14 protein-coding genes are annotated in these 10,883 nt (G+C 70.3%); 5 read left to right on the top strand and 9 right to left on the bottom strand.

Features of this window, described 5'->3' with window-relative positions:
- Positions 1-93: 93 nt before the first annotated feature.
- From DJ69_RS05960 to uvrB, 3 genes are all read right to left on the bottom strand, one after another.
- Complete coding sequence (locus tag DJ69_RS05960; RefSeq protein ID WP_099254767.1) at positions 94-693, bottom strand: hypothetical protein; 600 nt, start codon at positions 691-693, stop codon at positions 94-96.
- Between the two features lie 87 nt (positions 694-780).
- The gene (locus tag DJ69_RS05955; protein ID WP_099254766.1) at positions 781-1,311 is read right to left on the bottom strand and encodes a hypothetical protein; all 531 of its coding nucleotides are present in this window, start codon (positions 1,309-1,311) and stop codon (positions 781-783) included.
- 104 nt (positions 1,312-1,415) lie between these two features.
- Complete coding sequence (gene uvrB, locus DJ69_RS05950) at positions 1,416-3,470, bottom strand: excinuclease ABC subunit UvrB (protein ID WP_099254765.1); 2,055 nt, start codon at positions 3,468-3,470, stop codon at positions 1,416-1,418.
- Positions 3,471-3,597: 127 nt separating this feature from the next.
- Between uvrB and DJ69_RS05945 the strand changes: the two genes are divergently transcribed.
- From DJ69_RS05945 to hisG, 4 genes are all read left to right on the top strand, one after another.
- Positions 3,598-4,005, top strand: coding sequence for a hypothetical protein (locus tag DJ69_RS05945; protein ID WP_099254764.1), 408 nt, complete (start codon positions 3,598-3,600; stop codon positions 4,003-4,005).
- A gap of 64 nt (positions 4,006-4,069) precedes the next feature.
- Positions 4,070-4,366 carry an AbrB/MazE/SpoVT family DNA-binding domain-containing protein gene (locus DJ69_RS05940; RefSeq protein ID WP_099254763.1) on the top strand — a complete coding sequence of 99 codons (297 nt, stop codon included), beginning with the start codon at positions 4,070-4,072 and terminating at the stop codon, positions 4,364-4,366.
- Positions 4,363-4,797 (top strand): PIN domain-containing protein, encoded by a 435-nt coding sequence (locus DJ69_RS05935; RefSeq protein ID WP_099254762.1) that lies wholly within the window; start codon positions 4,363-4,365, stop codon positions 4,795-4,797. The genes DJ69_RS05940 and DJ69_RS05935 overlap by 4 nt, the downstream gene beginning before the upstream one ends.
- 491 nt (positions 4,798-5,288) lie before the next feature.
- Entirely contained in the window at positions 5,289-6,179 is an 891-nt protein-coding gene (gene hisG, locus DJ69_RS05930; RefSeq protein ID WP_099254761.1) for an ATP phosphoribosyltransferase, read from the top strand.
- A gap of 21 nt (positions 6,180-6,200) precedes the next feature.
- On the opposite strand, the gene DJ69_RS05925 is transcribed toward hisG, so the two are convergent.
- The 3 genes from DJ69_RS05925 to larB form a co-directional block, all read right to left on the bottom strand.
- Positions 6,201-6,449, bottom strand: coding sequence for a GIY-YIG nuclease family protein (locus DJ69_RS05925; RefSeq protein WP_099254760.1), 249 nt, complete (start codon positions 6,447-6,449; stop codon positions 6,201-6,203).
- Between the two features lie 72 nt (positions 6,450-6,521).
- On the bottom strand, positions 6,522-6,674 hold the full coding sequence (locus tag DJ69_RS18250) for a DUF7563 family protein (RefSeq protein ID WP_180271732.1): 153 nt from the start codon (positions 6,672-6,674) through the stop codon (positions 6,522-6,524).
- A 95-nt stretch (positions 6,675-6,769) separates the two neighbouring features.
- Positions 6,770-7,573 (bottom strand): nickel pincer cofactor biosynthesis protein LarB, encoded by an 804-nt coding sequence (larB, locus tag DJ69_RS05920; protein WP_099254759.1) that lies wholly within the window; start codon positions 7,571-7,573, stop codon positions 6,770-6,772.
- A gap of 188 nt (positions 7,574-7,761) precedes the next feature.
- Between larB and DJ69_RS05915 the strand changes: the two genes are divergently transcribed.
- On the top strand, positions 7,762-7,929 hold the full coding sequence (locus DJ69_RS05915; protein WP_004047560.1) for a DUF1931 family protein: 168 nt from the start codon (positions 7,762-7,764) through the stop codon (positions 7,927-7,929).
- Between the two features lie 58 nt (positions 7,930-7,987).
- On the opposite strand, the gene rpiA is transcribed toward DJ69_RS05915, so the two are convergent.
- The 3 genes from rpiA to DJ69_RS05900 form a co-directional block, all read right to left on the bottom strand.
- On the bottom strand, positions 7,988-8,761 hold the full coding sequence (gene rpiA, locus DJ69_RS05910; protein WP_099254758.1) for a ribose-5-phosphate isomerase RpiA: 774 nt from the start codon (positions 8,759-8,761) through the stop codon (positions 7,988-7,990).
- A 38-nt stretch (positions 8,762-8,799) separates the two neighbouring features.
- Entirely contained in the window at positions 8,800-9,927 is a 1,128-nt protein-coding gene (locus DJ69_RS05905) for an ORC1-type DNA replication protein (protein WP_099254757.1), read from the bottom strand.
- A 157-nt stretch (positions 9,928-10,084) separates the two neighbouring features.
- Positions 10,085-10,883, bottom strand: a 799-nt coding sequence (locus DJ69_RS05900; protein ID WP_099254756.1) for a methyltransferase domain-containing protein, incomplete at its 5' end; no start/stop codon positions are given.

Here is a 10,883-nt window from a genome sequence, read left to right as displayed (position 1 = left end):
CCTTTGTGGCGCTGCAGTCGCCGCTCGCGCGGTCTGGCCGATCGGCGAGACGGGTCGACGGCGCCGCCGGCGGCTCCAACTCCGGTAGCGGGGTTAGGGCCGCCACGTCGCCGGGTCGATCGCCCAGAGCGCGCCGACCGCGAGCGCTCCGGTGACGCCCCCGGCAGCGAGGGTGAGCGGGGACTCGGAGCCGACGGCGATCGACGCGAGCAGCAGGGTCGCGCCGACGAGCAGCGCGACCGTATCCTCCGTCGTCGCCGCGCGGACCACGGGGGCCACCGTCGCGCCGGCGGCGGCGCCGGCGGCGATCGTACCGGGCGGGCCGGTGCTCAGGGCCGTGAGCGTCCCCGAGGCGGCGAACGCGGTGAGGGGGGCCCCGAACTCGGTGCCGATCCCGGTGCCGAACGCGAGCGCGCCGACGGCGCCGAGCGCGGGCGCGAGGAGGGCGGCGCGTGCCGAGAGCCCGGCGTCGCGGAGCGTGGCCCCCCCGGAGACGAGGAGCACCGACCCGGCCGCGAGGAGCGCGGGCGCGGCCAGCAGCGAGACCGGCGACGGCACGACGATATCGGGGGTGCCGGACGCGGTCCCGACTTCGGGCACGATCACGGGCGCAATCGTGATCGCGACCCCGAACGTAACGGCGCCGGCGGCGAGCAGCGCGGCGCCGACGAGGCGACGGCGAAGAGATGGCATACCGGCGGAAGACCGCCGAGCCACTAAACGACCCCGGGACTCCGGCGCGATGCGGGCGGTGGGCGCACCGTGCGGTGCCGGTCCGCCTCAGACGGTCACGCCGGCGCGGTCCCCCTCGATCGAGACGATGATGCGCTCTGGCGGCCCCCGCTCGTCCGTCAGCCGCAGGAGGAGGGTCTTGACCACGGGGTCGTCGGTCTCGACCTCGCCGCGAACGCCCGCGATGTCCACGGCGATGCGGAGGGACCGCTCTCCCGTACGGCTGATCGACCCCAACCGAAGCTCGACCTCCGGCGCGGTGAGCCGCTGGGCGGCGACGATCACTGACCCGCCGCCGTCGTCGACGAACGACGTCTCCTCGACGAACGCCATCGTCTCCGGCTGACCGGGGAGGACCGCCGCCTTCGCCTCCGACTTCGACCGGAAGGAGGCGGCGTGGGTCACGAGCTCTTCGGGCAGCGAACGGACGCTCTGCCCCTCGACGAGCGGGTTCCCGTCGACGTAGCGGCTCCGGACCGCGAGGTCCCGCGGCGTCGACGCCGCGAGGTCGTGGAGGCGGTCGGTACAGCCCGCGCTGGCGACACCGAGAATCCCGGCCACCGCCGCGCGGCGCTTCATGTGACAGGCTCCGACGGTCGCAATTAAAAACCCCGTCGTCGTGGCTTTCGGCGCGCGAGAATCGGATCCGGGGGAGAGGCGGTCGGATCGATGGAGGCGCTCGACTACTCGTCGATCATCGGCGCCGGCACGCCGTCGTCGCCGCCGTCGAGCTCGAACGCGCGGCGGAGCTCCGCGATCCGGTCGCGGATGTCGGCCGCCAGCTCGAACTCCAGGTTGCTCGCGGCCTCGTCCATCCGCCCTTCGAGGGCTTCGATCTGCGCTTTCGCCTCGGCCTCGCTCTCGACGTCGCCGACGCTGACCGAGGAGGTGTCCGTCTTCGAGCCGGGGAGGTTCGTCTCGCCGACCGGCTTGTCGATGGTGGTCGCCTCGTGGCCGTGCTCGGCGTTGTACTCCAGTTGGATCTCGCGGCGGCGCTGGGTCTCCTCGATCGCTGCCTCCATCGAGTCGGTCATTCGGTCGGCGTAGAGGACGACCTCGCCGTTGACGTTGCGCGCGGCCCGCCCCATCGTCTGGACGAGCGTCGTGGTGGAGCGGAGGAACCCCTCCTGGTCGGCGTCGAGGATGGCGACGAGGCTCACTTCGGGAATGTCGAGCCCCTCGCGGAGCAGGTTGATCCCGACGAGCACGTCGATGTTGCCCAGCCGGAGGTCGCGGATGATCTCGTGTCGTTCGAGCGTGTCCGTCTCGTCGTGCATGTACGCCACGTCGATCCCGGCCTCCTCGAAGTACTCCGTGAGGTCCTCGGCCATCCGCTTGGTGAGCGTGGTGACGAGCACGCGCTCGTCGCGCTCGATCCGGTCGCCGACCCGCTCTAAGAGGTCCTCGACCTGCCCGGTCGCCTCCGTCACCTCGACCTTCGGGTCGACGAGGTGGGTGGGGCGGACGATCTGCTCGACGATCCGGTCGGACGTCTCGCGCTCGTAGCCGCCGGGCGTCGCCGAGACGTAAAGGGTGCGGTCGGTCTTCTCCTCGAACTCCTCGAAGGTGAGCGGGCGGTTGTCGTAGGCGGTCGGGAGCCGGAACCCGTTCTCGACCAGCGAGTCCTTCCGCGACTTGTCGCCCTCGTACTGGCCCTTTATCTGCGGGATCGTCTGGTGGGACTCGTCGACGACGGTGAGGAAGTCGTCGGGGAAGTAGTCGAGGAGGGTGTAGGGGGCGTCGCCGGACTCGCGGTCGTCCATGTGGACCGAGTAGTTCTCGATCCCGGAGCAGTACCCCGCCTCCCGGAGCATCTCGATGTCGAAGGTGGTGCGCTCCTCGATGCGCTGGGCGGCCACGAGGTCGCCCTGCCGCTCGAAGTAGCTGACCCGTTTCTCCAGCAGGTCCTCGATCTCCGCGATCGCCCGCTCCAGCTTGTCGTCCGGGATCGAGTAGTGCTCCGCGGGGTGGAGCATGACCGCGGGCTCCTCGGAGACGACCTCGCCTTTCATCGGGTCGACCTTGATCATCCGGTCGATCTCCTCGCCCCACAGCTCCACTCGGACCGCGTACCGCCCGTACATCGGGTAGATCTCGACTGTGTCGCCCCGCACCCGGAAGGTGCCCTGCGTGAAGTCCACGTCGTTGCGCTCGTAGTTCAGGTCGACGAGGTCGGCGAGCAGCTCCTCGCGACCGACCTCCTCGCCGACCTCCAGGCGGAGCGCCATGTCGCGGTAGTTCTGCGGGTCGCCGAGCCCGTAGATGGCCGAGACGGAGGCGACCACGATCACGTCGTCTCTGGTGAGCAGCGAGCGCGTCGCGGAGTGTCGCAGCCGGTCGATCTCCTCGTTGATCGACATCTCCTTGTCGATGAACGTGTCCGTCTGCTCGACGTACGCCTCCGGCTGGTAGTAGTCGTAGTAGGAGACGAAGTACTCCACCGCGTTGTCCGGGAACAGCTCGCGGAACTCCTCGTACAGCTGGGCCGCGAGCGTCTTGTTGTGGGCGAGCACGAGGGTGGGCTGGTCGAGCTCCTCGGCGACCCACGAGACGGTGTTGGTCTTCCCGGAGCCGGTGACGCCGAGGAGGGTCTGCTTGTCGGCGCCCGACTCGTACCCCTCGACGAGCTGCTCGATCGCCTCCGGCTGGTCGCCCGCGGGCTCGAACGGGGCGTCGACGCGGAGGGGGCGGTCGACGGTCGGGCGGTCCTCCGAGAGGGGAGAGTCGGCGTCGCTCACGATACGCGCCGTTGGGCGGCGAGACACTTGAGCGGCGCGGCTAGGGGGATCACAGAACGAGATTCGCCCCGCGCTGACGGTCCCTCACAGGGAAAAATCGATTACCGACTGGGCGGAACGGCGAACCGTGTCCCTTCAGCTCACCCCCGCCGTCGCGTTCGGCTTCGCCCTCTTCCTTGCCGTTTTGGCGGCGACCGGCGCGTGGGTGACCCTCGACGCGCGCGCTCGCGGGAGCGCCCACCCGGTCGCCTGGGGCGTTCTCGCGCCCGTCTCGGGTATCGCGATCGCGTGTTACCTCCTGTGGTGGCGGCGCGGACGGCCCCGCGAGTCCCCCCCGTCTCGGCGGGAGCGAACCGCCGCCACCGTCACCGTCGCCGGGGTCGGCGGACTGGTCGCCGGAAGCCTCGTCTCACCGCCCGATCCGGCCTCGCAGCTGACCGTCTGGCCGATCGCGTTCGCCTGCTGTCTCCCCGTCGCGTACTGGGTGGTGAGGCGGCGGTTCGGCGTCCGCGAGGGAGTGGCCGCCGGTCGGTGACGAGGGAATGTATCCCGGACCGGCGGTGCTTTTAGTAATACTGAATTCGTAAGTACAACTTATAATGGCAAGTAGTACAAGTGAACCGGCGGTAGTACGCGTCTCGCAGAAGGGGCAGGCCACGATCCCGAAGGGTCTCCGCGAGAAGTTTGGTATCGAGGCGCCCGGTGAGGTGTTCATTTACGAGGACGAGGGGCGGATCGTCATCGAGCCGGTGCCCTCGCCGGAAGAGCTCCACGGGATCCACGCCGACGAGCACGAGCGCGGAGCGGCGATAGAACGGGTTCGGGAACTGAAAGAGGACGAGAAGGGCCGGGAGGCGGAGCGGGCCGCCCGGCTCCGCCCGTCTGAGGACGAATGAGCGGCTACGTCTTCGACACCGAGGCGGTCGTCGCGTACCTCTACGGGGAGCCCGGTCACGAAGCGGTCGCCCGGCTGCTCGACGAGGTGTTCGCCGGCGAGTCGGCGGGGGCGCTCGCCGAGACGAACGCCGGGGAAGTGTTCTACCTCGTCTCCCGGTTCGAGGGCGTCGACGACACCCCGACTGACGCATCGCTTCGGGAAGCCGATCGGGACCTCCGCGCGCTCGAACGACGAGGGCTGGCGATCGAATCGGCAAAGTGGCGGCTGGCGGCCGAGGTGAAGGCCCACGGAGACATCTCGCTCGCCGACGCGTACGCCGTCGCGCTCGCCCGCGAACGGGACGCGACGCTCGTCGTCGGGGCAGACGACGACTTCGACGACCTCTCCGTCGAGGTCGACGTTCGTCGGTTTCGGGACGAGAGCGCGTAGATCGAGGGGTCACAGCCGTCTCTGAAACGCCGACTACTCTCTTATATAGACTCACGCCGGAGCGACGGTGTACTCCGCCAAAGCCCCAGCCGCGAGGGCTCGCGCGGCTCGTTGCGTTCCTCGGTCGCTCACTTCATTCGCTCCCTGCGGTACTTACGTCGCCGTGCTTCGCCCTCGCGGCTGCCCTTTTGAGTCCCACCCCTCCGGAAGACGTTCCTGCTCGCTTCGCTGCGCGGGCTGCGTCCTCCGTGCTCCCGCTCGCTTTGCTCGCGGGCACGCACAGCTCCGCGGCCTCACGCCTCCCCAGCCTCGTCAGTCGCCGGAGCGAAGCGACGGCGACTGACTCCCTCGCACGCGCTCCTCGCGGCCGCCAGTGGCGGCCACTCGGAGGCACGCGCCGACCGCACTGTCAAGATGAAGCGATTTCGCGTCGACACCCGCCCCGGCTTCCGGACGAAAACGTTTCCCCGTCGCCCCGCGAGTCGTCGAGTATGCGCATCGCCGTCCCCAACAAGGGCCGCCTGCACGATCCGACGCTCTCGCTGTTAGAGCGCGCGGGGCTCCACGTCGAGGAGACCGCCGACCGCCAGCTGTACGCCGACACCGTCGACCCCGACGTGACGGTGCTGTTCGCGCGCGCGGCGGACATCCCCGAGTACGTCCGCGACGGCGCGGCCGACGTGGGGATCACGGGCCTCGATCAGGCCGCGGAGTCCGGCGGCGTCGCCGACTCGGCGAGCGCGGCGGCCGACGACGACCTCGTCGACCTGCTCGATCTGGGGTACGGCTCCTGTAAGCTCGTCCTCGCCGCCCCCGAAGACGGCGACATCGAGCGCGTCGCGGATCTCGCCGGCGGGACGGTCGCCACCGAGTTCCCGGCGGTCACCCGCGACTACCTCGACCGGGTGGACGTCGACGCCGACGTGGTCACCGTCACCGGCGCGACCGAGCTCACTCCCCACGTCGACATGGCCGACGCCATCGTCGACATCACCTCCACGGGGACGACCCTGAAGGTGAACCGGCTCGCCGTGATCGACGACGTGCTCGACTCCTCGGTGCGGCTGTTCGCCCGCCCCGACGTGGTCGACGATCCGAAGGTCGGGCAGGTGTTGACCGCCTTCGAGTCCGTGCTCGCGGCCGACGGGCGACGGTACCTGATGATGAACGCCCCAAAACAGCGGCTCGACGAGGTGAAAGACGTGATACCCGGGCTCGGCGGGCCGACCGTGATGAACGTCGAGGCCGACGAGAACGGGAACGGCATGGTCGCGGTCCACGCCGTCGTCGAGGAGCGCGACGTGTTCGCGACGATCTCGGAGCTGAAGTCGGTGGGCGCCACCGGCATCCTCGTCACGGAGATCGAGCGGCTCGTCGAGTAGCTCCGCCCCACGGCTCCGCGCCTACGCGTCGCCGATCAGACGCTCCTTCTCGGCGCGCGACAGGGACTTTATCGCGTGTTCGCGCGACATCGCGGCCGACTTCGAGTCGAACGACTCGACGTGGCGCAGCGTTACCGGGGTCCGGCCGCGGGTGTACTTGGCGCCCTCGCCCGCGTCGTGCTCGGCGACGCGCCGCTCTACGTCGGTGGTGTAGCCGGTGTAGAGGGTGCCGTCGGCGCACTCGATGACGTACACGTGATGGTCCGACACGGGTGCGGATTGTGCTCCGGGTGCTAAGGCGGTACGGGTTCGGCGCGGTCGGTCGCGATCCGACGGTGTGCGCTAATCTCCGGTTCGGCCGCGTTCCCGAGCGACCTCCGCGATCCCCGCGTTGGCGGAACACTCCGGACAGGCGTTGAGGTCACCGTACTCGTCCGCGAACACGCGCGCGAAGCGGTCCGAGACGTGCGACCCGCAGTGGTCACAGCGTGGCATTTGGTACCGGTCTCCACCGGCGGAAGATCGCAGGGGCTCGACGAAGAAATACCCTTTCTCACCCCCGTCAGATTCCGGAAAATCACTTATAAACGCTAGTCGCGTCCGGCCGCGTCGACCGCTCTCGCGATCAGCCCCGCCTGCGCGCCGGCGACGAACCCGGCGTCGACGTTCACCGTCGTGAGCACCGAACAGGACTGGAGCGCGCCCTCCAGCGCCGCGACCCCCTCCCCGCCGACGCCGTAGCCGGTCGAGACCGGGAGCGCGATCACCGGCGCGGCGACGAGCCCCGCGACGACCGTCGGGAGCGCCCCCTCGCGGCCGGCGGCGACCACGACCACGTCCGCCTCTCGGATCCGGTCGCGCTGGTCCAAGATCCGGTCCAGATTCGCGACGCCCACGTCGTCGATCCGATCGACCGTCGCGCCGATTTCGCGGGCGACGACCGCCGCCTCCCCCGCGACCGCGGCGTCCGAGGTACCGGCCGAGACGACCGCGACGGTCGCGTCGAGCTCCGGGCGCTCGAAGTCGTCGGCGTGCACGACGATGGTGCCGGTTCGCTCGTCGTGGTCGACGGTCGCACCCGGTGACTCCGCGGTGTCGATCTCGGCGCCGCGTTCGAACTCCTCCATTGCCGTCCGAACTGCGGCCGTGTCGTCCGCGTCCGCTCGCGTGACGAGCGCACGCCCGGTCGTCTCCACCGCGGTCGTGGTCAACGCGGCGACCTCCGCGGGCGTCTTCCCGTCGGCCAGGATCGCCTCGGGGATCCCCCGTCGTCCCTCGCGGGCGGCGTCGAATCGCCCCCGCCCCGCTCCCGTGGTCGCGTAGCCCGCGAGCCGTGACTCCGCCTCCGCGACGCCGATCTCTCCGACCTCGAGCGCCTCAAGCGTGTCGCGCATGGTCGATCGTGCGGGCCGAACGGGGTCGTACCTATCGGTCCGCGGCGACCGATCCGCCCGGCCGGCCGACCGGTCTCACAAAGTTTATAAGGTAGTGCCCAGCCGACCCCTCGCAAACGGGCCGCAGGGAGCCCCTCGCGGTCGAATTCAGGAACTCTTATTAACTGTCGATGGATACGACCGACTGCATGGCAGACCTTATTGTCAAAGCGGCCGTCAAGGAAGCCCTGGACGACAAGAACGTCGCTTCGGACTTCTACGACGCGCTGGACGACGAAGTGGACGAGCTGCTCGAAGACGCCGCCCGCCGCGCCGAGGCCAACGACCGGAAGACGGTCCAGCCTCGCGACCTCTAAGACGGACGCGTTTTCCGTTCTTCATTTTTTGCCGACTGCCGACCGAGAAGCGACGCGGCTATTCGCCCGAGCCGCCGCTCCGCTCCGTGACCCGCACACCCGTCTCCGTCCCGACGTGGATCTCGTCCGCGAGCCCGACGAAGAGCCCGTGCTCGACGACGCCGGGCGTCGCCGAGAGGGTCGCCGCCAGCGCCTCCGGGTCGGCGATCTCGCCGAACGCGCAGTCGAGCACGAGGTTCCCGTTGTCCGTGACGACCGGTCCGTCTTTCCGCTCCGCGCGCCGCAGCGTCGGCTCGCCGCCGGCCGCCCGAACAGCCTCCGCGACCGCGGAGCGCCCGGCGGGAAGCACCTCCACCGGAACGGACCGGTCGAGCACCGGCGCTTCCTTCGAGGGGTCCGCGACGACGAGGAAGCGGTCGGCCGCCGCGTCGACCAGCTTCTCGCGGGCGTGTGCGGCCCCGCCGCCCTTTATCAGGGGGGCGGCGGTCGGGTCGCCGCCTCCTTCGGCGCCGGTCGCCACCCGACCCGCCGCGCCGACCGCGATCTGATCCGCCCCGTCGATCGCCACGTCGATCCCCGGCGCGTCCGGACCGACCGCCTCGTCGAGATCGAGCAGCGGGATCCCGCGGTCGGCCGCGAGCTCGCGGCTCGCGAAGGAGGTCGGCACGCCCCGGACGTGGAGGCCGGAGTCGATCCGGTTGCCGAGTCGCCGGATCGCGTGTGCCGCGGTCGACCCGGTGCCGAGGCCCACCACGTCACCGTCGTCGACCGCCTCGGCCGCCGACTCACCGGCGCGTCGCTTCGCCGCGTCGCTGCCGCCGCTCGTTTTCATACGTCCGACTGTGCGGGAGCGGTTGAAAAGGCGTCGGGCTACTCCAGCCGGTCCAACACCGCCTCGGCCTCGTAGGCCAAGGAGAGCTCCCGCGAGCGCCCGCGACCCTCCACCTCGGCGTACTCCGCGTCGATCACGCCGAGCTGGTCGAGCTTGTTGGTGATCTCCGAGTAGCGGGTGTAGCCGAGATCCGTCTCGTCGTGGAACGCCTCGTACACCGTTCCGGCGCGCTCGCCGTCGTTCTCGGCGAGCACGCGGACCAGCGCGCGCTCGGAGTCCGAGAGCCCGCGGAGCGAGCGCGAGAGGTGGACGTGCTTGGACTTGTCGTAGGCCGACTCCACGTCCTCTTCGGCGATCGTCTTCGAGGCGCGCATCTCCGCGTTGAGCCCGGCCCGGCGGAGCAGATCGATCCCGACCCGGAGGTCGCCGCTCTCGGCGGTCAGGTCCGCGACGCGCTCCAGTTCGGCGTCGCCGATGACGCCGTCGTGGAACCCGCGTTTCGAGCGCTCGAAGAGGATGTCGTAGATCTCGGTCGCGTCGTAGACGGGGAAGTACACCTCCTCGGGGCGGAACACCGACTGCACCCGCGTGTCGAGGTCGTCGATCACGTCGAGCCCCAGATCGGAGGAGACGACGATGACGCCGATCTTCGCGCCCGAGTGGGCCTCGTGGGCGCGCAACAGCGAGTAGAGGGTGTCCGACGCCTCGTTCTCGTAGAAGAGGTAGTTCACGTCGTCTAAGGCGACGACGAGCACGTCGTCTTCCTCGACGAGCCGGTCGGTGATCTGGCCGAACAGCTTCTTGAAGGAGATCCCCGAGGAGGGGGGTTCGTAGTCGAAGATCCCCTCGAACAGCCGCGAAAACACCGCGTAGCGCGTCGAGTCCACCTGGCAGTTCACCCGCACCGTTCGCACGTCGGTCCGGGCGCCGAGCTCGCCGAACAGCTTCTGGACCGCGGTGGTCTTCCCGGTGCCGGGCGGCCCGCGCACCATCGTGTTGAGCGGGCGGGAGCCGCGGACGGCCGGCCGGAGCGCGTACTTCAGGCTCTCAAGCTGGCTCTCGCGGTGGCGAAACGTCTCGGGGACGTGGTCGATCTCGAACACCGACTCGTCGCGGAACACCGACTCGTCCCACGAGAGCATGTCGCCGCCGGCGTCCCCGGTCATGTGAACACCACGACAGGCCGCCCACTTAACCGTTGCCCGCGGGGGCGGTGAAACTGAAACTTGTCGCCTGCGACGCTCATCCGCCGGGTATCGACGACCGGTCGTTCACTCTCGGGACGGTGGGATCGGCGGTCGACGACGCGACCGCCGCTCCGAGTCACTCCCGGTCGAGCACGAGGACGTGCCGCGTGAGCGACCGGTGAACCCGGCGCTCGAAGACGGCGTCGACCGTCCAGCCGGCTTCCCGCGCCTCGCGCCGCCAGTCGCGGTCGGCGACCACGACGGCGCGCGGCGCGACCCGGGCGGCCTCCGCGAGCGCACCCCCCACGAGGTCCGCGAGCTCGTGTCGGGCGATCTTCGACTGGCGACCGTACGGGGCGTCGAACGCGACCCCGTCGACCGCGTCGTCGCGCAGGGGGAGGTCGGTGGCGTCGCCGCGGGCGACGTGCCAGTCGGGGTCGTCGCTCCCGGCCTCGCCCACGTACGCTCGGAGGTTCTCACGCATCCCGCGGACCATCTTCGCTTGGGCGTCGCAGGCGACGATGTCGCTCCCGACGAGCCCGGCTTCGAGGGGGAGTCCCCCGGTTCCGCACATCGGGTCGAGGACGCTCCGCCCCGGCGCCGCCCCGGCGAGGTTGGCGTACGCGCGGGCGTCGGCCGGCGCCATGCTCCCCGGCTGGAAGAACGGTCGTTCGGTCGGCTTGGGCGCGAAGTCGCGGGCGGCCTCGACGGCGACCCACCCGAGCGCGCAGACCGCGGCGTCGCCGCCGTCCGCGCCGGGCACCGACTCGTGCTCGTCGCGCTCCCCCGCCGCGAACAGCGCGCGCAGGACGTGGTCGGGATCGTCGAGGTCGACGTCGAACCCGCGGTCGACGAGGACACCGCCCAACTCGCGTTCTGCGGCGCTCGTCGAGATATCGGTGCTGTTCCGGACGTTGCGCGCGCTGTTCGCGGCG

This window comes from Halorubrum persicum (assembly GCF_002727125.1).
In the GTDB taxonomy this organism is placed as follows: domain Archaea; phylum Halobacteriota; class Halobacteria; order Halobacteriales; family Haloferacaceae; genus Halorubrum; species Halorubrum persicum.
The sequence above is the reverse complement of the archived record's forward strand: the minus strand, read 5'-3'. Positions and strand labels throughout refer to the sequence as shown.

Bases quoted from the DNA above. Each gene is read 5' to 3' on its own strand.
- DJ69_RS05960 (WP_099254767.1), bottom strand. From the start codon at position 693: ATGCCATCTCTTCGCCGTCGCCTCGTCGGCGCCGCGCTGCTCGCCGCC.
- DJ69_RS05955 (WP_099254766.1), bottom strand. From the start codon at position 1,311: ATGAAGCGCCGCGCGGCGGTGGCCGGGATTCTCGGTGTCGCCAGCGCG.
- DJ69_RS05940 (WP_099254763.1), top strand. From the start codon at position 4,070: ATGGCAAGTAGTACAAGTGAACCGGCGGTAGTACGCGTCTCGCAGAAG.
- DJ69_RS05935 (WP_099254762.1), top strand. From the start codon at position 4,363: ATGAGCGGCTACGTCTTCGACACCGAGGCGGTCGTCGCGTACCTCTAC.
- hisG (WP_099254761.1), top strand. From the start codon at position 5,289: ATGCGCATCGCCGTCCCCAACAAGGGCCGCCTGCACGATCCGACGCTC.
- DJ69_RS18250 (WP_180271732.1), bottom strand. From the start codon at position 6,674: ATGCCACGCTGTGACCACTGCGGGTCGCACGTCTCGGACCGCTTCGCG.
- larB (WP_099254759.1), bottom strand. From the start codon at position 7,573: ATGCGCGACACGCTTGAGGCGCTCGAGGTCGGAGAGATCGGCGTCGCG.
- DJ69_RS05915 (WP_004047560.1), top strand. From the start codon at position 7,762: ATGGCAGACCTTATTGTCAAAGCGGCCGTCAAGGAAGCCCTGGACGAC.
- rpiA (WP_099254758.1), bottom strand. From the start codon at position 8,761: ATGAAAACGAGCGGCGGCAGCGACGCGGCGAAGCGACGCGCCGGTGAG.
- DJ69_RS05905 (WP_099254757.1), bottom strand. From the start codon at position 9,927: ATGACCGGGGACGCCGGCGGCGACATGCTCTCGTGGGACGAGTCGGTG.